The organism is Klebsiella sp. HN106 (assembly GCF_051209435.1).
Classification (GTDB): domain Bacteria; phylum Pseudomonadota; class Gammaproteobacteria; order Enterobacterales; family Enterobacteriaceae; genus Klebsiella; species Klebsiella oxytoca.
Map to the genome: position 1 here is coordinate 166,167 of NZ_JBLURD010000003.1, position 20,214 is coordinate 186,380.

Sequence of the window (20,214 nt, forward strand, 5' to 3'; positions counted from 1 at the left end):
GTGCTGCGCTTACCGGGGCTACACTGACATCAACCTCAGGCTACCTGTTCGTGGTTCGCCAGAACCGCGGGCAGGTTCAGTTCAATCCAGTCCGCCAGCGCCGCCACCTTCTCGCTCACCTGCTCACCGAGCGGAGTCAGACTATATTCAACGTGCGGCGGCACCACCGGATACGACACGCGGTTAAGAAAGCCGTCCTGTTCCAGCGCCTGGAGCGACTGGGCCAGCATCTTTTCGCTGACGCCGCCGATCTTACGCCGCAGATCGCTAAACCGATGGGTGCCATCGCGCAGGGACACCAAAATCAGTACGCCCCAGCGGCTGGTCACGTGTTTGAGCACTTCCCGCGAGGGGCACTGTTCGGCAAACAGGTTGCCGTTACGTAGCTGCTCGCTCAGCGTCAGATTCGCCATATTCATACTTACCTTTTTGTACGTACTTACTAAAAGTTAGTTAAGGTGTTAGCTTACCATAACTGCCAATGAACACGAAGGAGAAGACCCATGATCGCAATTACCGGCGCAACCGGCCAGCTTGGCCAACACGTCCTGGAAAACCTGTTAAAAACCGTCCCCGCGGGCCAGGTTGTGGCTATCGTGCGCAACCCGGCAAAAGCCGAATCGCTGAGCCAAAGGGGCATAGGGGTTCGTCAGGCCGACTACAGCGATGAAGCGGCCCTGACCGCCGCCCTACAGGGCGTGGACAAACTGTTGCTGATCTCTTCCAGCGAGGTCGGCCAGCGCGCCGTCCAGCACCGCAACGTGATTAATGCAGCGAAAGCTGCCGGCGTGAAATTTATCGCCTATACCAGCCTGCTGCACGCCGATACCTCCCCGTTGGGGCTGGCGGATGAACATATCGCCACCGAGCAGATGCTCGCCGACTCCGGCATTGCATATGCCCTGCTGCGCAACGGCTGGTACACCGAAAACTATCTCGCCAGCGCGCCGCCGGCGATTGAGCACGGCGTGTTTATCGGCGCTGCCGGTAACGGCAAAATCGCCTCTGCTACCCGCGCGGATTACGCCGCCGCTGCCGCTCGCGTTATCGCCGAAGAGGGCCACGCCGGAAAAGTGTATGAACTGGCGGGCGATGAGGCGTGGACTTTGAGCGAACTCGCCGCTGAGCTGAGCAAACAAAGCGGTAAAAACGTGGTGTATCAAAACCTCAGCGAAGCCGACTTCGCCGCCGCGCTGAAGGGCGTCGGCCTGCCCGCAGGCCTGGCTGATATGCTGGCGGATTCTGATACCGGCGCCTCCAAAGGCGGGCTGTTCGACGATAGCCGCACCCTGAGCGCGCTGATTGGCCGCCCGACCACCACCCTCGCTGATAGCATCAAAGGCATCCTGTAAAAGTTACAGGCTGGTTAATTTTTGTAGCATCCCGGCGGACCATCCTCAATAATGTACGGATGTCCGTCGGGAGTTATCGCATGCAAGGCGTACCGGAACAGTTTAATGATGAAAGAGACAGCGCGCGCTTTCGCCATCTGGCGCAGCTGCCCGGCGTTGAGCTGTATCATGCCCACATCTCCCGCTACGCCTTTGAACCGCACACCCATGAAGCCTTTGGTATCGGCGCGATAGAGCTCGGCGCCGAGCGTTTTCGCTATCGCGGCAGCCAGCATGTAGCTACGGTTAACTCTATCGTCACCATGAATCCCGATGAACTGCATACCGGCGAGGCGGAGACTGCCGACGGCTGGCGCTATCGGATGATTTATCTCGACCCGGATACGCTGGAAAAGGTGACCGGCGTGCGCCACTGGTGGTTCAGCGAAGTGGTGCGTCAGGACCCGCTTCGCTCCCGGCAAATCGGCAATCTCATCTACGGCCTGTGGCATACTGACGATCCGCTCGCGCAGCAGGGTCTGCTGCTGGATTTAATCGATACCTTCCGGCCATTCGCTCACCACGCCGCTGCGCTGCCCGAAGCTCGCCACCGCTTCGAGCGGGTACGAGACTATCTGCATGATAACTATATGCGTACGGTGACCCTCGATGAGCTGGCGCAGGTGGCGGCGCTGAGCCCGTACCATTTCCAGCGCCAGTTCAAAGCGCACTTCCACGTTACGCCGCACCAGATGTTAATGGCCATTCGCCTGTGGCGCGCCAAAGCGTTTCTCACCCACGGTATGCCCGCTGCCGACGTCGCTCTCGCCGCCGGACTGACCGACCAGTCGCACCTGACCCGCGCGTTTACCCGCCGTTACGGCATTACCCCGGTACGTTATCAAAAGCAGGTTCTCCCGCGCTAATGCGCAACCTCATACAATATTCCCGCTAAAGCCTCTCCTACACTGTCGCCAACCAAAAGAGTAATGGAAAGCATGATGATTAGTGGTGTGCTGTACGCCCTGCTGGCAGGGCTGATGTGGGGATTGATATTCGTGGGCCCTTTACTGGTGCCGGAATACCCGGCTGTTTTACAGTCGATGGGGCGCTATCTGGCGCTGGGGCTGATCGCCCTGCCGCTGGCCTGGCTGGGCCGCGCACGGCTGCGCCAGCTCGCCAGGAAAGAGTGGTGGACGGCGCTGGGACTGACCCTGATGGGCAACTTAATCTATTACGTCTGCCTGGCCAGCGCGATTCAGCGTACCGGCGCGCCGGTGTCGACCATGATTATCGGCACTCTGCCGGTCGTGCTGCCGGTTTTCGCCAACCTGCTCTATAGCCAGCGCGATGGAAAGCTGCCGTGGCGGCGACTGTTCCCGGCGCTGGTCTGTATTGCCTTCGGCCTGGCATGCGTCAATATCGCTGAACTGCATCAGGGCTTACCCGATTTCAGCCCGTGGCGCTACGGCTCCGGTATCTTGCTGGCGTTGATCTCGGTGGTGTGCTGGGCCTGGTACGCGCTGCGCAACGCCCGTTGGCTGCGGGAAAACCCGGATAAACCGCCGATGATGTGGGCTACCGCGCAGGCGCTGGTGACCCTGCCGGTATCGCTGGTCGGATACCTTATCGCCTGCGGGTGGCTGCATGGACAGCACCCGGACTTCCCGCTCCCCTTCGGCCCGCGCCCGGCGGTGTTCGTCACCCTGATGCTGGCGATCGCTATCTTCTGTTCATGGGTTGGGGCGTGGTGCTGGAACGTTGCCAGCCAGCGTCTGCCAACGGTGATCCTCGGGCCGCTGATCGTCTTCGAAACCCTTGCCGGACTGCTGTATACCTTTATTCTGCGCCAGAGCCTGCCCCCGCTTCTGACCCTAAGCGGTATTCTGCTGCTGGTGATCGGCGTGGTGTCTGCCGTGCGTGCTCGTCCGGAAACACCCATGCTGCAGAAACTGGTCAGCGAGAAAAAATAGCCTGGTACCCTAAAGGGGTATTCCCTGGAACATAAGATGCATTTAAAATACAACTTATATTCTTGATGACGAGGTAACTGCTATGGCTTTCCGTGACCAACCTTTAGGCGAGCTGGCGCTGACGATTCCGCGCGCCTCCGCGCTGTTCCGTAAGTACGATATGGACTACTGCTGCGGCGGCAAACAGACGCTGGATCGCGCGGCATCTCGCAAAGAGCTGGACGTCGCGGTGATTGAAGCCGAGCTGGCAAAACTGGCGGAAGAGCCGGTAGAGCGCAACTGGCGGGTTGCGCCCTATGCGGAAATTATCGATCACATTATCGTTCGCTATCACGACAGGCATCGCGAGCAGCTGCCGGAGCTGATTTTACAGGCCACTAAAGTCGAGCGCGTTCACGCCGACAAGCCCAACGTTCCGAAAGGCTTAACCAAGTATCTGACCATGCTGCACCAGGAGCTTTCCAGCCATATGATGAAAGAGGAGCAGATTCTGTTCCCGATGATCAAACAGGGCATGGGAACGCAGGCCGGCGGTCCTATCAGCGTGATGGAAAGCGAGCATGATGAAGCGGGCGAGCTGCTGGAGGTGATTAAGCACATCACGCAGAACGTGACGCCGCCGGCGGAAGCCTGCACCACCTGGAAAGCGATGTACAACGGTATCAACGAGCTGATTGATGACCTGATGGAGCACATCAGCCTTGAAAATAACGTGCTGTTCCCGCGTGCCCTCGCAGGTAAATAGCAAGTAATAAAAAAGGCGCCCGAAGGCGCCCTCGACATTGTCAGTCTTATTGGCCACCCCGGGTGGCCTTTTTTATGACGGGCGCCCTGCCCCCTTCGGGCCGTTGCAAGCAACGTTAAACATCTCTCCCGAGGATTTTTTATTTCGCCAGACGCTTCTTGCCGGCAAAAAGCCAGCCCGCGCCGAGCAGTATAAACCACAGCGGGGTCACCATCAGCGCTTCGCGGGTATCGGCTTCCAGCGTCAGCAGCACCAGCACAAAGACGAAGAATGCCATGCACACCCAGCACATCAGTTTGCCCAGCGGCATCTTATATTTGGACTGCTCATGCAGCTGCGGACGTTTCCTGCGATAGGCCAGATACGAGCACAGGATAATTGTCCAGACGAACATAAACAGGATCGCCGACACCGTAGTAATCATGGTAAACGCCGCAATGACGCTTGGATTGACCATCAGCATGACCACGCCGCCCAGCAGACACATACAGGAGAAGGTCAGGCCTTTCGCCGGTACCGCGCGTTTCGACAGCTTGGCGAACATTTTCGGCGCCTGCCCGTCCTGCGCCAGACCAAACAGCATACGGCTGGTAGAGAATACGCCGCTGTTAGCGGAAGAGGCCGCCGAGGTCAGCACCACGAAGTTGATCAGGCTCGCCGCCGCCGGCAGCCCGACCAGCACAAACAGCTCGACGAACGGGCTCTTTGACGGCACGACTGAGCTCCACGGAGTCACCGACATAATGACGATCAGCGCAAAGACGTAGAACATAATGATACGAATGGGAATCGAGTTAATCGCCCGCGGCAGGGATTTCTCAGGATCTTTCGTTTCCGCCGCCGTGGTTCCCACCAGTTCGATGCCCACGAAGGCGAAAACGGCGATCTGGAAGCCGGCAAAGAATCCGCTGATGCCTTTCGGGAACCAGCCGCCGTCATTCCACAGATGGGCGAAAGAGGCTTCCACGCCGGTCGGTGACTGGAAGTGCATCAGCACCATCACCAGGCCGACCACGATCAGCGCCACGATAGCGACAATTTTGATCATCGCAAACCAGAACTCCATCTCACCGAACATCTTCACGGTGGCGAGGTTAAGACCCAGCAGCAGCAGGATGACCGCCAGCGAGGCGACCCAGTCGGAGAGTCCCGGGAACCAGAACTGCGCGTAGGCGGTGATCGCCACCACGTCCGCCATCCCGGTCACCACCCAGCAGAACCAGTAGGTCCAGCCGGTGAAATAACCTGCCCAGGGGCCCAGCAGGTCGGCGGCAAAATCGCTGAATGACTTGTATTCGAGATTCGACAGCAGTAATTCACCCATGGCGCGCATGACGAAAAACAGCATGAAACCGATGATCATATAAACAAAAATAATTGACGGCCCGGCAAGGCTGATAGTTTTGCCTGACCCCATAAACAGCCCGGTGCCTATCGCACCACCGATAGCGATAAGCTGAATATGCCGGTTAGTGAGATTTCGCCGCAGCGACTGTTCAGTCGGCGCCTGTTCGTCGGCTACGACTTTTACCTGATCTACCATGTGATTTTTCCTGTTGTACCTGTCTGTGTTGTTCGGGCTCTATTGGCCCTTCATTCGTATTAACCCCGGAACGAGGGTTTATCGATATTAGGTAAGAATCGGAGGGATGAATACTATGATTTAGAGATAATGTTAATTTTATGTTTAAAGTGAGTGTTATATCACTCCGGTTACGCGAAACAGCTCACAAAAATACACCCATTCAGCAGATATGCAATATAAAGCTCCAGCAAATGCTCAACTTAAGGGTTTTACACTATTTAAAGCGGCTCCCTCCCCCATACGGAAGAGGAAGCACCAGCTATTTAAATAATGTCCAGCAGTTCAACTTCAAAAATCAGGGTACTGAACGGAGGAATGGATGCGCCCGCGCCGCGCTCGCCGTAGGCCAGGTTGTGCGGAATCGTCAGTTCCCATTTAGAGCCTACCGGCATCAGGGTCAGCGCTTCAATCCAGCCGCCGATCACGCCGGTCACCGGGAACTCAGCCGGTTCGCCGCGCGCAACAGAGCTATCGAAGACGGTGCCATCGATCAGTTTGCCGGTGTAGTGAACGCGAACGCGGTCAGTACGCGCCGGGATCGGGCCTTCACCCTGGGTCAGTACGCGGAACTGCAGGCCAGATTCGGTGCTGTTCACGCCTTCGCGCTCGCGGTTTTCTTCCAGGTATTTCTCGCCATCCGCGGCCATTTCCTGGAAACGTTCGCGACGCACGGCGTCAGCGCGTTCGTGAATTTCACGCAGCGCGCGGTGAACGGCTTCCACCGGCACCTGCGGCTGTTTACCTTCCAGCGCGTCAGCAATACCCGCGACCAGCGCTTCCGGCAGCAGCCCCTGCAGGCCAGATTCGCTCAGCTGTTGTCCAACCTGCAAGCCGATACCGTAACTTGCCTGTGCTTCAATCGTGTCAAAAGTAGGGGTTGCCATCTTTGTTCCTTTTTTGGGTGAGAATTTCATATTCCACGGCTTCACGCAGCATAAGCAGAAAAGCCGGAACATATACCCTAAATAATTCGAGCTGCAGCCAACGCATCTGCAACCTGAAGTATGACGGGTATAAAGAGGTGGGCAGCATATCAGCCACAGCACGACGGGTAAAACTTTGTCGGCAGGATGATGACAAATCTGACGGAAACAGAAACAATAGAGAGATAAGGTTAACCTCACGAAACATATCTTTGTCTCGTCCTTCAGAAAGTTAGCCATCTATACTCTAGAGACAGCAGGATAAAAATATGCGGAGCAGGAGGAAAGCCATGCCCGGGCGCTTTGAACTGAAATCTACCCTGGAGAAGATCTGGCATGCCCCGGATCATTTTCGCCTCATGGATCCGCTACCGCCGATGCACCGCCGCGGTATTATTGCCGGAGCGCTGCTGGTGGTTATCGGCGTTCTGCTCCCTTCAGAGGATAACGGCAGTTCAGTTCAGGCCAGCCGCGAGGCGAATCTCGACCTGCAATCTCAGTCGCAGCCGCAGTCTTCAGGTAATCAGGCCGTCCCACTGCCGCCCATCACCAACACGCCGCCGGTCAACGATGCCGATCAGGTGGCGCCGGTCGCGCCGGAGCCCATTCAGGATGAGCAGCCGGATCAACCGCAGCAGCAGACCGCTTCCCAGCCTTATCAGGAGCCGCAGTCGACTCCCGGCATTGAGCAGCAGTGGCGGACCTACCGTATTGAATCCGGCAAAACCCTCGCGCAGCTGTTCCGCGACCACAACCTGCCGCCGACCGACGTTTACGCCATGGCCCAGGTTGAAGGTGCCGGTAAGCCGCTAAGCTCGCTGCAAACCGGGCAGACGGTACAGATCCGCCAGAATGCCAGCGGCGTGGTCACCGGGCTGACTATCGATACCGGCGGCGGGCAGCAGGTGCTGTTTACCCGCCAGTCGAACGGTAGCTTTATTCGCGTCCGTTAAGCGTTCCGGCCGGGTAGCTTACCCGGCCTGCTGTGAAGATTTTCCGGATGTTGCCCCCGGCTTATTTACCCACCAGATCCCGGCGCACACCAGCACCAGCGCAACCGCATATTTCGGTTCAAAAATATTCTCGCCAAGGAAGATGGCCGACAGCACGGTTCCGGCTACCGGGATGACAAAGTTGAACGGCGCAATCATGCTCACGCGGTTATGCTTCAGCAGCACGCTCCACAAAGCAAAAGCGATGGAAGAGAGCAGCGTCAAATAAGCCAGAACCAGCACCGCTGCGGAGCTGTGAACCTCGAGGGTTCCGCCGGTCAGGTAACCGCCGCCAACCAGCACCAGACCGCCAAACGCCAGCTGCCAGCCGGTCATCACCGTTGGGTCAACCGTTTGTGAAATGCGTTTACCATATAGCGTCGCCGCCGACAGAATAAAAGCCGCCAGCACCACAAAACCATCTCCTTGCCAGACAAAGCTAAAATCGCTCAATGAATGATTAAAGTTCACCAGCATGACGCCGGCAAAACCGAGAATGCAGCCGATGGCCTTGTTATAGCTCAGCTTGTCATTCTGATAGATGAAGTGCGCCAACAGGACGCTGAAGAAGGTTCCGGTAGCGTTCATAATCGAGCCCTTCACGCCGGTGGTAAACGCCAGGCCCACGTAGAAGAAAACGTACTGGATAGACGTTTGCGTAACGCCCAGTATCGCCAGCTGCCCGCACTGACGCGGATTTAAGCGGGCAATCGGCTTACGTTGCACCAGCGCGAAGAGCAGCAGCAGGGTTCCGGCAAACAGGAAGCGATAGCCAGCAAAAACGATTTTTGACGGCACATCATCAGTGGCAATCTGAAACAGTTCATAGCCGCTTTTAATCGCCGGATAGGAGCTTCCCCACAGCAGGCAGCAGAGGGTTGCGCAGGCATAAGCCACATTCTTGCGGGAAAATATTGAGGGTGCGTCCATTCACTTTACCAGAAATAAAATAGTGTTTTATTTTATTATCCAGAAAGTTGCTAAGAATAGCCACCATACCAGGAAAAGATTAGGCAAATACAGAAAAGCAAAACGCCGGCACAGGGCCGGCGTCTCGACGTGAGTTGAGTAATAAATTACTCAGCTACAACGTTAACAACCAGTTTAGCGAAGACTTCGCTGTGAACCTGGAAGTCCACTTCGTGCTCACCGGTGGTGCGCAGAACGCCGTTCGGCAGACGAACTTCGCTCTTAGCAACGGCAACGCCAGCTGCAGTTACAGCGTCAGCGATGTCGCGAGTACCGATGGAACCGAACAGTTTACCTTCGTCGCCAGATTTAGACGCGATGGTAACGGTGCCCAGTGCGTTGATTGCTTCAGCACGTGCGTTAGCAGCGCTCAGAACTTCTGCCAGTTTGGCTTCCAGTTCAGCACGGCGTGCTTCGAAGAATTCAACGTTTTTCTTGGTAGCAGGAACAGCTTTACCCTGTGGTACCAGGAAGTTACGAGCATAGCCCGCTTTAACGTTAACCTGATCACCCAGGCTACCCAGGTTTGCTACTTTATCAAGCAGAATAACTTGCATTACCTTATCCTCTCAAAGTCGTATTAATGGACCGTGACCGATTACTGATGACGATCAGTGTACGGCAGCAGGGACAGGTAGCGAGCGCGTTTGATAGCGCGAGCCAGCTGACGCTGATATTTTGCACGGGTACCGGTGATACGGCTCGGGACAATCTTACCGCTTTCGGTGATGTAGTTTTTCAGCGTAGCGATATCTTTATAGTCGATCTCTTGAACGCCTTCCGCGGTGAAACGGCAGAACTTGCGACGACGGAAATAACGTGCCATATGGCTAGTCTCCAGAATCTATCAATTCAATCTGCTCGGCATGCAGAACCATTTTGCTCAAGCCGTTCTTTGCCTTGTGGCAAGAGATGAACCCTCGAACGATTACTGCGCTACCGACCGTTATACTGTGAGTAATGGCCTGGTTCTGGTGTCCGCTGATTATCACGGGCATCTGGCACCACGCCTGCCGGTGAAAACCGGCTTCCTCCTGCACTGAACGATGCTCAAGCACGAACTGGCAGTGTGGAATTCCTGACGGGCTGACCTTACGAAGTGGAGTCCTGCAAACAATGCCGGACAGCTCCAGACGATTGGTCATCAGGATTACTCTTCAGAATCCCCAGCTTCAGAATCATCTGCGGTTTCGTTAGCGAAATCTTCGCGACGCTCACGGCGCTCGTCTTTCGCTTTAACCATCGGAGATGCTTCGGTAACAGCGTGCTTAGTACGCATTACCATGCTGCGGATAACGGCGTCGTTGAAGCGGAAGTTAGTTTCCAGCTCATCGATCGCTTCCTGCGGCGCTTCAACGTTCAGCAGAACGTAGTGAGCTTTGTGCAGTTTGTTGATCGGATAAGCCAGCTGACGGCGGCCCCAGTCTTCCAGACGGTGGATCGTACCTTCTGCTGCAGTGATTGCACCAGTGTAACGTTCGATCATGCCCGGAACCTGTTCGCTCTGGTCAGGATGGACCATAAAAACGATTTCGTAATGACGCATCGAATTGCTCCTTACGGATTATTCAGCCTCCTGTCTGGGTCAGCCGCGGCCCATGGAGGCAAGGAACGTGTTAAAGGGCGGCTGAAAAATTGACGCGTCATAATACGGGCGAGCGGGGTTTAAGACAAGTGAATTGTGCAAATAATTCGCACTAAGCGCAAAGTGACCCTAAGCCAGTGATTTAAAATTAATCAACAACGGAAGCGACAATTTTTTGAACAACTGCATCAGAAATGGTCGCGATGCGCCAGAGAGGCAGCGATTACAATTAGATCAGAAGCAATCCATACCCCAGGGAAGCGGGTGAACGTCAGGACTGTCATAAGGAGCGTAGATGATGAAATACATCCTCATAACCATGATGGCAGCGCTTTTGTTATGCGCCAACGCGCTGGCTGCTATTAAAATCGATGCCCGCCAGGCCCGCAATATGGATGATGTGCAGAGCCTCGGCGTTATCTATATCAACCATAACATCGCCACCGAGCAGGAAGCTGACCAGGCGCTTAGCCAGCAGAGCGATGTTCAGGGAGCGAAATACTTCCAGCCAATCCTTATTCATGAACCGGGAAGCGATGGGCAAATTCACGCCAGCGCCGTCATTTACCGCTAACGCCTCCGGAGCGCTGACTTCATCCAATAACAGAGGAAGTCAGCGATGCTCCTGCCCGGCCCGCTGACGTTGCTCAATTCGACACAAAACACAGAACCTGATGTTTGTAAGGCGTCAGCCGCGTCGCGGAAGAGAGCGTTGCTTAATGCAATTGAGAATTATTTTTCCACGTGACTTATCAGCCTGCGCGTAACCTGATTTAATCTCTCTTTAACTACATGATTCTCTGGAGTGATTCATGGTTCCGCGTTTTGCCACGCTCAGCCGTATCCCAAAAGGGGTTTGGGTGCTGGGCGGCGTTAGCTTGCTGATGGATGTTTCCTCAGAAATGATCCACAGCCTGCTCCCTTTATTTATGGCCACCACGTTGGGAGCCAGCGTGATTATTATCGGCATTATCGAAGGCGTGGCGGAAGCCACCGCGCTGATGCTGAAGGTGTTTTCCGGCGTCATCAGCGATTATGTCGGCAAACGTAAAGGGCTGGCGCTGCTCGGCTATGGTCTGGGAGCGCTGAGTAAGCCTCTTTTTGCTATCGCCCCTACCTCCGGCATGGTGTTTAGCGCACGAATGATCGACCGCATCGGCAAAGGAATACGCGGCGCGCCGCGGGATGCGCTGGTTGCCGACGTCACTCCCCCGGAAATTCGCGGGGCCGCCTACGGGCTGCGCCAGGCGCTGGACACCATCGGCGCGTTTCTGGGCCCGCTGCTTGCCGTCGCGCTGATGTTTCTCTGGGATAACGATTTCCAGTCGATTTTCTGGGTCGCGGCGATTCCCGCCGTCCTCTCAATCGCTCTGTTGGGCTTTGGGTTAAAAGAACCCAACACATCGGTCGTCCAGAAACGCACCAATCCCCTGCGCCGCGAGAATCTCAAGAAGCTTTCCGCCGCTTACTGGTGGGTGGTGGCTATTGGCTCGATTTTCACCCTCTCCCGCTTCAGCGAAGCCTTTCTGGTGCTACGCGCCCAGCAAATGGCGATCCCGCTATTCGCCATACCGCTAGTAATGGTCGCCATGAACCTGGTCTACAGCCTGACTGCCTATCCTTTCGGGAAATTATCGGACAGGATGAGCCACAGCAAAATGCTGCAGTGGGGCCTGCTGGTGCTGATTGCCGCCGATATCGTGCTGGCGCTGAGTAGCCACTGGAGCACGCTTTTAGCCGGCGTCGCGCTGTGGGGTATTCATATGGGCATGACGCAGGGTCTACTGGCGGCAATGGTGGCGCATACCGCCCCGCCTGAACTGCGCGGCACTGCGTTCGGAATGTTCAACCTGATGAGCGGAATCGCGCTACTGCTGGCCAGCGCCGGTGCAGGCGTGCTGTGGGAGATGTTGGGCGCCGCCTCGACATTTTATGCTGGCGCGATAATTTGCGTCGTGACGCTGATAGGTATGCGCTGTATGCCGTCGGCTTATCAACAACGATAAAAAAGGCTCCGGAGCAGACCGGTTGATTCATCATAAAGATGAAATGCTCCGGAGCACGTATTTCACTTTTGCCCGTAGTAGGCGTTTGGCCCGTGCTTGCGCATGAAGTGTTTGTCCATCAGCCAGCTATCGATGGGCTTCAGCTGCGGGTTGATCCCGCGAGCAATCCACGCCATCCGCGCCACTTCTTCCATCACCACCGCGTTGTGCACCGCATCGTGCGCATCTTTGCCCCAGGCAAAAGGCCCGTGCTGATAGACCACGACGCCCGGCGTATGCAGCGGCTCAACGTCGCCCAGCGTTTCGATGATCACGTGGCCGGTATTCAGCTCATAAGCCTCCGCCACTTCCTGCGCGCTTAACGCCCGGGTGCAGGGGATATCGCCAAAGAAGTAGTCCGCATGGGTCGTTCCCAGCGCGGGAATGGCCAGACCCGCCTGTGCCCAGGCCGTTGCGTGCGTCGAATGAGTATGTACCACGCCCCCCAGACTCGGGTAGCGGCGATACAGCGCCAGATGCGTGGCGGTATCGGAAGAGGGACGATACCGCCCGTCGACCACTCTCCCCTCCAGATCCACGACCACCATATCGTCCGCTTTCATAACCTCGTAGGCGACGCCGCTGGGCTTAATCGCCACCAGCCCGCGTTCGCGGTCGATAGAGCTGACGTTACCCCAGGTAAAAGTGACCAGGCCGTAGCGCGGTAAATCCATATTGGCTTCAAATACCTGCCGTTTTAGCGTTTGCATTATGCTGCCTCCACCAGACCGGCGCTGGCCATCCTCGCCTTCACCCAATCGCGTGCTTTCGCGACCTCGGCGGCCGGATCGTCGGTCGTTTCGCTCCACATTTCAATTAGATACGGGCCGCAGTAGCCCGTCTGCTTGAGCGTTTCGAAACAACGTTCAAAATCGACGACGCCTTCGCCGAACGGCACGTTTTTAAATACGCCGGGTTTCGTATCTTTTACATGCACCCCCACGATATGTCCCATACCGGCCTGCAGCTCCATCTGCACGTCGTTATCCCAGGCGGAAAGGTTGCCGATGTCCGGATAGAGCTGGAACCACGGATTATTCAGGTAATGAGCATAGCCCAGCGCCTTGCTGATCGAGTTCATCAGCGGATAGTCCATGATTTCCATCGCCAGCGTTACCTGCGCGCGGCTGGCCATTTCAACGCTCTCTTTTAGCCCGTCACGGAAACGACGGCGCGTCTCGTTGTTGGCCTCCTGGTAGTAAACGTCGTAACCCGCCAGCTGAATAACGCGAATGCCTACATCCTGCGCCAGCTGAATGGCTTTGCGCATAATCTCCAGCCCCTGCGCCCGTACCGCGTCGTCTTCGCTACCGAGCGGGAAGCGCCGATGGGCGCTCAGGCACATTGAGGGCACACGCACCCCGGTTTCGGCAATCGCGTTAACCAGCGCGAAGCGCTGCTCCCGGCTCCAGTCGAGTCGGGCCAGGCGGGCGTCAGTTTCATCGACCGACATTTCGACGAAATCAAAACCGAGCGCCTTAGCCAGCTGCAGGCGTTCCAGCCAGCACTCCCCGGCGGGGAGCGCTTTTTCATAGATGCCGAGCGGAATATGTTTCGACAGCATAGCCGCTCCTTAGCCCCACAGTTGGGCGATAGAACGTTTGAACTGCCGGGCGGCTTCCACCGGCGAAGCGGCGTCGCGAATGCTGCGCCCGGCGATAAAGACGTGGATCGGAATTCCCTGGAACAGCGGCAAATCCTCCAGCGCCAGGCCGCCGGTGACGGTGACTTTAAAGCCCATATCGGACAGGCGTTTGATAGCGTTAATATCCGCCTCGCCCCATGCCACCCCGGCCGCCTGGGCGTCGCGGCTACGGTGATAGACTACCTGCTGGATACCCGCTTCGCGCCACTCCTGCGCCTGCTCCCAGGTCCAGTAGCCGGTCAGTTCAATCTGAACGTCGCCGTTGAACTCTTTCGCCACGTCCAGCGCGCCTTTGGTGGTGTTGATGTCCGCACAGCAGATCACGGTTACCCAGTCGGCGTTGGCTTCAAAGCACATGCGGGAGAGGATTTTACCGGCATCGGCGATTTTAGCGTCCGCCAGCACGATTTTGTTGGGATAGAGCGCCTTCAGGTCGCGAACGGCGCGAACGCCTTCAGCCACGCAAAGGATGGTACCGACTTCAATAATGTCCACTTCATCGGCTATCAGGCGCGTCGTTTCATACGCGGAAGACATGGATTGATTATCGAGCGCAACCTGCAACATAGGTAATGACATTTTCTCTTCCTTTTAAACGGCCGCCGCCGTGGCGTTATCAATTAAATCCAGCACTTGCTGCGCGGTGCGGCAGGCGCGTAAACGGTCAAAATTGGCTTCGTCTTCAAACAGATTGACGATCTGCATGATGCCCACTTCCTGATGGGTATTGGCATCCACGGCCGCCATGGTGATCAGGATGTCGACCGGGTCGTTATCCTCATGATTGAAAACCAGCGGCGTTTTCAGCGTGACCAGCGCAAAGCCAGTTTTCTTGACTCCCTCTTCCGGGCGACCGTGCGGCATCGCCAGGCCTGGAGCTATCACAAAATAAGGGCCGTGCTGAGCTACGCCATCCAGAATGGCCTGGTAGTAGCGCGGCTCTACCACATCGGCTTTCACCAGCAAATCAACGCTCAGCTTGACGGCTTCCTGCCAGGTGCTGGCATCAGCCTGTAAAAGGATGGAGTTATTCTCCACCAGCGAATCACGTAATTTCATTTGGCGTCCTTACTTCACATCCTGCGGAAAGTGCGCTTTGATCACTTCCAGCAGTTTTGGGCCAAAATCCGCTGGCGAGAGCATGTTGCGTACCCCAACCACGTATTTATTGCCGGAGACGCTAATCTCACCGGCGATATGGGTGGAGGCGATGATAATGTCCGCGCCGTTTAGTTCGCTTTTATATTCCCCCACCGCGCAGCTGTTCACCGTGTGATCGATATTTGACTGGGTCAAAAACTGGTCCACCTTCATCTTCATGATCATGGAACTTCCTTGCCCGTTGCCACATACAGCCAGAATACGTACGGTCATAGTCAAAACTCCTTATTGAGCAGAAGCATCTGCCAGTTGTTTTTCCGCGTCCTCTTCAGCACGCAGCGTGCGCCCTGCGAAGAACATATAAGCCAGTGCAATAATGATGATGACGGCCATAAACGCGATACCGATGGAGGCGAAGCCCTGCATCATCGGCGGCGCCAGAATTGACCAGTCCGCCATGCCCATCCAGGCGCTCATGCCGGTCAGCTTCACCGCCCAGACGCAGCCAAAGATTTCAATCATTCCCATCACCAGGCAAATCTTGAGCGCCGCGCGCCAGCCGCCAAAGTGGTTAGCAAAGACGCCGATGGTGGCGTTCGAGAAGAACATCGGGATAAAGCCCGGAATAATCAGAATGGAAGAGCCGACGCCCACCAGAATACCGACGGCGATCAGCTGGCCGATGGTGCCCCACATAAAGCCCCAGACGACGGCGTTTGGCGCAAAGCTATAGATCGCCGCACAGTCAATGGCTAGCACGGCGCCGGGAATCAGGCGCTGGGAGATACCGTTGAACGCCTCGGAAAGTTCGGCGACGAACATGCGCACGCCCTGGGTGATAATGAAAATAGCCACGGCGAACGAGAAGCCCGTTTGCAGGATATAGACCGTCCAGTGGGTATTGCCCGCCATCGCCTGTACGGTATCGATGCCGAAGGAGAGCAGGATCGCGCCGAAGAAAATAGTCATCACAATGGCCGTGGAGACGATGTTGTCGTGAAAGATGTTCAGCCAGCCCGGCAGCTTAAGATCTTCAACGCTCTCCTCCTTTTTACCCAGATACGGAGCGACCTTGTAAGCAATCCATGAAGCGAACTGCTGCTGGTGACCGATGGAGAAGCCGCAGCCGTCAGTCACTTCCTGGGTCGGCTTGTACATCATGTTCGAGGTAATGCCCCAATAGAGCGATACCAGCACCGCCGTACAGATGATGGTCGTCCACATCGGGTAGCCGAAGATGTAAAAAGAGACGGCAATCAACCCAGCCTGCTGGAACATGATGTGCCCGGTCAGCATGATGGTGCGAATACCGGTAATACGCCGCAGCAGGACGTAACAAATATTCAACGCCAGAGCTAACAGCACGGCATAGCCCACCCAGCTGTAGGCGTCTCCCATGCGTTCGATCGTGGCCATCATTGATGCGTAGGTATCGGAGATAGCCCCGTTAATGCCATAAACCTCAGACATTTTCGCCACTACCGGCTTAAAGGTGCTGGTCAGAATGCCGGAGCCAGCCTGCAACAGCATAAAACCGATAATGGTTTTAATCGTCCCTTTAACAATAACGCTGGCGCTTTTACGCAGCAGGATATAGCCCAGGCAGGTCACAATCCCCAGCAGTAGCGGGGCGTTAGTCATTACCTGGTTAAAGAACACGGTAAAGATGTGGTAGAGAATCTCCATAACACACTCCAGAAGGTGGACGCTCTGAACGCACGCTACGCTCAGGGTTTGTTGTTGGGATCACTCTAATAATCAAAAATAATCACAACAAGATTATATTTGATTAAATGTGACGCACGCCGCAAATAATCACACAATCCGCCATCGTATTAATTCTCATTTTCATAAAATAAAAAATAATGCATTAAAATCAATAAAATATAATTCCACCCATATCATAAAATCTGTCTTAACCTCCGTTTACCCCTTAGGATTGCCCCCAGAACAGGCAAAATTCAGGATTGCAATCCTGAACAAACGATGCCAGTATTCTTCAAAACAAATCACAATGTGATTACTTTTGATAATATGTGAGGGGAAAATAAATGAGTAAAGTGCAAACCATCACCCGCGAATCATGGATCCTGAACACTTTTCCGGAATGGGGCAGCTGGCTGAACGAAGAGATTGAGCAAGAGCAGGTGGCGCCGGGCACCTTTGCCATGTGGTGGTTGGGTTGTACGGGCATCTGGCTAAAATCCGAAGGCGGAGCCAATATCTGCGTCGACTTCTGGTGCGGCACCGGCAAGCAAAGCCACGGCAACCCGCTGATGAAAACGGGCCACCAGATGCAGCGCATGGCGGGTGTGAAGAAGCTCCAGCCAAACCTGCGGACCACTCCGTTTGTCCTCGATCCGTTCGCCATTCGCCAGATCGACGCCGTGCTGTCTACCCACGATCATAACGATCATATTGATGTGAACGTGGCCGCCGCGGTCATGCAGAACTGCGCCGAAGACGTACCGTTTATCGGCCCGCAAACCTGCGTCGATCTGTGGATGGGCTGGGGCGTTCCGAAAGAACGCTGCATAGTGATGAAACCGGGCGATGTGGTTAAAATCAAAGATATTGAAATCCACGCGCTCGACGCCTTTGACCGTACCGCCCTGATCACCTTACCCGCAGAACAAAAAGCCGCGGGCGTGCTGCCGGATGGGATGGATCAGCGCGCGGTGAACTACTTGTTTAAAACGCCGGGCGGCAACCTGTACCACAGCGGCGATTCTCACTACTCTAACTACTACGCGAAGCACGGGAACGAGCACCAAATCGACGTGGCTCTGGGCTCCTATGGCGAGAACCCGCGCGGCATTACCGACAAAATGACCAGCGCCGATATCCTGCGCATGGCCGAGGCGCTGAATACCAAAGTGGTGATCCCTTTCCATCACGATATCTGGTCAAATTTCCAGGCCGATCCGCAGGAGATCCGCGTTCTGTGGGAAATGAAAAAAGACCGCCTGAAGTATGGCTTTAAGCCATTTATCTGGCAGGTCGGCGGGAAGTTCACCTGGCCGCTGGATAAAGACAACTTCGAATACCACTATCCTCGCGGATTCGACGATTGCTTCACCATGGAACCGGACCTCCCCTTTAAGTCCTTCCTCTAAGCCATCTCCGGCGGGAGCCCCCGCCGGAAATTATCCCCGTCAGCATTAGTATTTTCACCTGATTTCAAATATCATCTTTGCTTATCACTTTTAATCGGATTTGCTCATGACGGAAGCGCAAAGACATCAAATTTTACTGGATTTGCTGGCACAAACGGGATTTGTCACCGTGGAGCAGGTGATTTCCCGACTGGGAATTTCTCCGGCGACGGCACGGCGCGATATCAATAAGCTCGACGACAGCGGCAAACTAAAAAAAGTCCGCAACGGCGCGGAAGCCATCAGCGAGCAGCGCCCGCGCTGGTCACCAATGAATATTCACCAGGCGCAAAACCACGACGAGAAAGTGCGGATTGCACGTGCGGCTTCGCAACTGGTCAACCCCGGCGAAAGTATTGTTATCAACTGCGGCTCTACCGCCTTCCTGCTTGGGCAAGAGCTGTGCGGAAAACCGGTACAGATCATCACGAACTATTTGCCGCTGGCCAATTACCTGATCGATCAGGAACACGACAGCGTCATCATTATGGGCGGACAGTATAACCGCAGCCACTCCATCACCCTGAGCCCGCAGGGCAGCGAAAACAGCCTGTACGCCGGGCACTGGATGTTTACCAGCGGCAAAGGTCTCACCGCCGAAGGGCTATATAAAACCGATATGCTGACAGCGATGGCGGAGCAAAAAATGCTTAACGTCGTCGGTAAACTCGCGGTACTGGTCGACAGCAGTAAAGTTGGCGAACGCGCCGGAATGCTGTTTAGCCAGGCCGGGCAAATCGACCTGGTGATTACCGGAAAACAGGCGGATGAAGCGATCCTCAAGCAGCTTGAGGATCAGGGCGTTCAGGTGATTCGCGTTTAAAGATGGCGTTGAAAAAACGCCACCGTCGCTGCTAACGCCTCTGGCGTAATGCGGTGACGGACGCCCTTCTGCCAGAGGCAGGTTAACTTATCGGTCATTTCATGTTGCCGCAGCGCCTGCTGCAGACGGAAGGTCTCTTCCGGAGGCACCACATCATCTTCATCGCCGTGCCAGAGCAGCAGCGGCCGACTGGCAAGCGTCGCCAGCTGCTGGCTGACGTCCCAATCCGCCAGCTGCGTTGCATCAAATGAAGGCGAAGGGAAAAGCCTCTGCGAGAGCGTACTGAAATAGCCAGACCCCATCAGGCAGGCAACGCTTTTCAGCTCTGGATGATGGGTCATTATCCCCAGCGCCGTCATTCCGCCCATCGATGCTCCGGCAACCGCCAGCCTGTCGTCAGCAAGCCATCCCTGCGTACGAATCGCCTCCTGTAATGCCGGAAATTCAGCAAAATTTTGCATCAGGATCGGCCAGAAGCGCTGCATCCGCCCTTGTTCATCTCCCTGATAGCGCGCACCGTGTTCGGCCGCATCGGGCATAATGACCCGAAACCCGGCCTCTGCCAGAGCAACGGCAAAGTAGCTGTAGACTAGCTTAGAAGAGGTAAATCCATGATAAAAGACGATGCAAGGCAGCGGTGAATCCGCAGCGCCGTGCGGGCACGCATGGAGAACTTCCCCACCCGCAAGGTTACGCATTTCTAGTGCAATCATTTACCGTCTCCTTTCTCTATAGTGGTGTGGTGCTATGTTATTACTCGAGTCTCTTGTTCGCACATGATTCATAATCTTGAGAACCAGATTACGCTTTCACGATATTTTCATTCGAAAATCGCGTACCGGATAACAATTTGGGAACATTCCCCAGAAATGAGATTCAGGCTACCACTACACTATGACTATCAGGAAACGAGATATGGCTATGCGTAGGTTTATACCCTGGCTATTGGCTATCGCTTTAAGCGGCTGTAGTGCGCTACAAGGGACGCCAGAAGCGCCGCCGCCAGCAACCGACCATCCGCAAGAGATCCAACGTAATCAGACGATGGGCTTGCAGAAGATGGGCACGGTGAGTGTCTTAAAGTACGGCTCACCGATGGATGTCGAGGCTGCGCTAAAAGTCAAAGCTGAAGCAGCTAAGGCGGATTACTACGTCATCATTATGATTGATGACACCATGGTTCCCGGCCAGTGGTATTCGCAGGCGATTTTGTACCGTAAATAGCGGTCAATCTTTAAGCGAGCTTTACACTGCTTTGCGCCCATTCACGTTCTCCTGTGCATAATAACGTTCGGCCAGCTGTAACCTGGCAGAACGTTAGCAACGGACTGCCCTCAGGACT

25 protein-coding genes are annotated in these 20,214 nt (G+C 55.4%); 10 read left to right on the forward strand and 15 right to left on the reverse strand.

From position 1 onward, the window contains the following. Positions 1-35: 35 nt before the first annotated feature. The gene (locus ACSIPU_RS11725) at positions 36-413 is read right to left on the reverse strand and encodes a winged helix-turn-helix transcriptional regulator (RefSeq protein ID WP_004098015.1); all 378 of its coding nucleotides are present in this window, start codon (positions 411-413) and stop codon (positions 36-38) included. A gap of 90 nt (positions 414-503) precedes the next feature. Here ACSIPU_RS11725 and ACSIPU_RS11730 point away from each other — a divergent pair, with 90 nt between their 5' ends. The 4 genes from ACSIPU_RS11730 to ytfE all read left to right on the forward strand — a co-directional run bounded on the left by ACSIPU_RS11730 (position 504) and on the right by ytfE (position 4,049). After that, positions 504-1,352 carry an SDR family oxidoreductase gene (locus ACSIPU_RS11730; protein WP_049593784.1) on the forward strand — a complete coding sequence of 283 codons (849 nt, stop codon included), beginning with the start codon at positions 504-506 and terminating at the stop codon, positions 1,350-1,352. A gap of 80 nt (positions 1,353-1,432) precedes the next feature. Beyond that, positions 1,433-2,257 carry an AraC family transcriptional regulator gene (locus ACSIPU_RS11735; protein ID WP_017145077.1) on the forward strand — a complete coding sequence of 275 codons (825 nt, stop codon included), beginning with the start codon at positions 1,433-1,435 and terminating at the stop codon, positions 2,255-2,257. Between the two features lie 75 nt (positions 2,258-2,332). Then, complete coding sequence (locus tag ACSIPU_RS11740) at positions 2,333-3,304, forward strand: DMT family transporter (protein ID WP_196557841.1); 972 nt, start codon at positions 2,333-2,335, stop codon at positions 3,302-3,304. Positions 3,305-3,386: 82 nt separating this feature from the next. After that, on the forward strand, positions 3,387-4,049 hold the full coding sequence (gene ytfE / locus ACSIPU_RS11745) for an iron-sulfur cluster repair protein YtfE (RefSeq protein ID WP_196557784.1): 663 nt from the start codon (positions 3,387-3,389) through the stop codon (positions 4,047-4,049). Positions 4,050-4,188: 139 nt separating this feature from the next. Here ytfE and cycA read toward each other — a convergent pair whose 3' ends face one another. Further along, entirely contained in the window at positions 4,189-5,592 is a 1,404-nt protein-coding gene (cycA, locus tag ACSIPU_RS11750; protein ID WP_064370801.1) for a D-serine/D-alanine/glycine transporter, read from the reverse strand. Positions 5,593-5,897: 305 nt separating this feature from the next. Beyond that, a complete protein-coding gene (fklB, locus tag ACSIPU_RS11755) occupies positions 5,898-6,518 on the reverse strand; it encodes an FKBP-type peptidyl-prolyl cis-trans isomerase (RefSeq protein ID WP_004109064.1) in 621 nt (206 codons plus the stop codon). 329 nt (positions 6,519-6,847) lie between these two features. On the opposite strand from fklB, the gene ACSIPU_RS11760 reads away from it, so the two are divergent. Further along, complete coding sequence (locus ACSIPU_RS11760; RefSeq protein WP_004117442.1) at positions 6,848-7,510, forward strand: LysM-like peptidoglycan-binding domain-containing protein; 663 nt, start codon at positions 6,848-6,850, stop codon at positions 7,508-7,510. 18 nt (positions 7,511-7,528) lie between these two features. Here ACSIPU_RS11760 and ACSIPU_RS11765 read toward each other — a convergent pair whose 3' ends face one another. From ACSIPU_RS11765 to rpsF, 5 genes are all read right to left on the reverse strand, one after another. Continuing rightward, on the reverse strand, positions 7,529-8,479 hold the full coding sequence (locus tag ACSIPU_RS11765) for a DMT family transporter (RefSeq protein ID WP_004109067.1): 951 nt from the start codon (positions 8,477-8,479) through the stop codon (positions 7,529-7,531). Between the two features lie 146 nt (positions 8,480-8,625). Beyond that, on the reverse strand, positions 8,626-9,075 hold the full coding sequence (gene rplI / locus ACSIPU_RS11770; protein ID WP_004109068.1) for a 50S ribosomal protein L9: 450 nt from the start codon (positions 9,073-9,075) through the stop codon (positions 8,626-8,628). A gap of 41 nt (positions 9,076-9,116) precedes the next feature. After that, positions 9,117-9,344, reverse strand: coding sequence for a 30S ribosomal protein S18 (rpsR, locus tag ACSIPU_RS11775; RefSeq protein ID WP_000135199.1), 228 nt, complete (start codon positions 9,342-9,344; stop codon positions 9,117-9,119). A gap of 4 nt (positions 9,345-9,348) precedes the next feature. Then, positions 9,349-9,663: a primosomal replication protein N gene (priB, locus tag ACSIPU_RS11780; RefSeq protein WP_004098002.1), complete on the reverse strand. Its 315-nt coding sequence runs from the start codon at positions 9,661-9,663 to the stop codon at positions 9,349-9,351. Positions 9,664-9,668: 5 nt separating this feature from the next. Continuing rightward, entirely contained in the window at positions 9,669-10,064 is a 396-nt protein-coding gene (gene rpsF, locus ACSIPU_RS11785) for a 30S ribosomal protein S6 (RefSeq protein WP_004098001.1), read from the reverse strand. A 337-nt stretch (positions 10,065-10,401) separates the two neighbouring features. On the opposite strand from rpsF, the gene ACSIPU_RS11790 reads away from it, so the two are divergent. Together ACSIPU_RS11790 and ACSIPU_RS11795 are read left to right on the forward strand one after the other, a co-directional pair. Continuing rightward, positions 10,402-10,677, forward strand: coding sequence for a DUF1471 domain-containing protein (locus ACSIPU_RS11790; protein ID WP_004109070.1), 276 nt, complete (start codon positions 10,402-10,404; stop codon positions 10,675-10,677). 238 nt (positions 10,678-10,915) lie between these two features. Then, positions 10,916-12,109 carry an MFS transporter gene (locus ACSIPU_RS11795; protein WP_004109072.1) on the forward strand — a complete coding sequence of 398 codons (1,194 nt, stop codon included), beginning with the start codon at positions 10,916-10,918 and terminating at the stop codon, positions 12,107-12,109. A 62-nt stretch (positions 12,110-12,171) separates the two neighbouring features. On the opposite strand, the gene ACSIPU_RS11800 is transcribed toward ACSIPU_RS11795, so the two are convergent. Genes ACSIPU_RS11800 through ulaA form a run of 6 tightly spaced genes read right to left on the reverse strand, consistent with a single transcriptional unit; the run spans position 12,172 to position 16,580 of the window. Next, on the reverse strand, positions 12,172-12,858 hold the full coding sequence (locus ACSIPU_RS11800; protein ID WP_108704292.1) for an L-ribulose-5-phosphate 4-epimerase: 687 nt from the start codon (positions 12,856-12,858) through the stop codon (positions 12,172-12,174). Then, the gene (gene ulaE / locus ACSIPU_RS11805) at positions 12,858-13,712 is read right to left on the reverse strand and encodes an L-ribulose-5-phosphate 3-epimerase UlaE (RefSeq protein WP_023329136.1); all 855 of its coding nucleotides are present in this window, start codon (positions 13,710-13,712) and stop codon (positions 12,858-12,860) included. The genes ACSIPU_RS11800 and ulaE overlap by 1 nt, the downstream gene beginning before the upstream one ends. A gap of 9 nt (positions 13,713-13,721) precedes the next feature. Continuing rightward, on the reverse strand, positions 13,722-14,372 hold the full coding sequence (gene ulaD / locus ACSIPU_RS11810) for a 3-keto-L-gulonate-6-phosphate decarboxylase UlaD (protein WP_004109088.1): 651 nt from the start codon (positions 14,370-14,372) through the stop codon (positions 13,722-13,724). 12 nt (positions 14,373-14,384) lie between these two features. Next, a complete protein-coding gene (gene ulaC, locus ACSIPU_RS11815) occupies positions 14,385-14,852 on the reverse strand; it encodes a PTS ascorbate transporter subunit IIA (protein WP_004109090.1) in 468 nt (155 codons plus the stop codon). A gap of 9 nt (positions 14,853-14,861) precedes the next feature. Continuing rightward, positions 14,862-15,167, reverse strand: a complete 306-nt coding sequence (ulaB, locus tag ACSIPU_RS11820) for a PTS ascorbate transporter subunit IIB (protein ID WP_004109091.1) — start codon at positions 15,165-15,167, stop codon at positions 14,862-14,864. A gap of 12 nt (positions 15,168-15,179) precedes the next feature. Beyond that, positions 15,180-16,580, reverse strand: coding sequence for a PTS ascorbate transporter subunit IIC (ulaA, locus tag ACSIPU_RS11825; protein WP_004109094.1), 1,401 nt, complete (start codon positions 16,578-16,580; stop codon positions 15,180-15,182). 365 nt (positions 16,581-16,945) lie between these two features. Between ulaA and ulaG the strand changes: the two genes are divergently transcribed. Continuing rightward, the gene (gene ulaG / locus ACSIPU_RS11830) at positions 16,946-18,010 is read left to right on the forward strand and encodes an L-ascorbate 6-phosphate lactonase (RefSeq protein ID WP_004109111.1); all 1,065 of its coding nucleotides are present in this window, start codon (positions 16,946-16,948) and stop codon (positions 18,008-18,010) included. 106 nt (positions 18,011-18,116) lie between these two features. Continuing rightward, positions 18,117-18,872 (forward strand): HTH-type transcriptional regulator UlaR, encoded by a 756-nt coding sequence (gene ulaR, locus ACSIPU_RS11835; protein WP_004109113.1) that lies wholly within the window; start codon positions 18,117-18,119, stop codon positions 18,870-18,872. On the opposite strand, the gene yjfP is transcribed toward ulaR, so the two are convergent. After that, a complete protein-coding gene (yjfP, locus tag ACSIPU_RS11840) occupies positions 18,869-19,585 on the reverse strand; it encodes an esterase (protein WP_023329135.1) in 717 nt (238 codons plus the stop codon). The two genes, ulaR and yjfP, sit on opposite strands and share 4 nt — an antisense overlap. Before the next feature lie 202 nt (positions 19,586-19,787). Between yjfP and bsmA the strand changes: the two genes are divergently transcribed. Next, complete coding sequence (gene bsmA, locus ACSIPU_RS11845; RefSeq protein WP_004109119.1) at positions 19,788-20,096, forward strand: biofilm peroxide resistance protein BsmA; 309 nt, start codon at positions 19,788-19,790, stop codon at positions 20,094-20,096. Positions 20,097-20,214 lie beyond the last annotated feature (118 nt).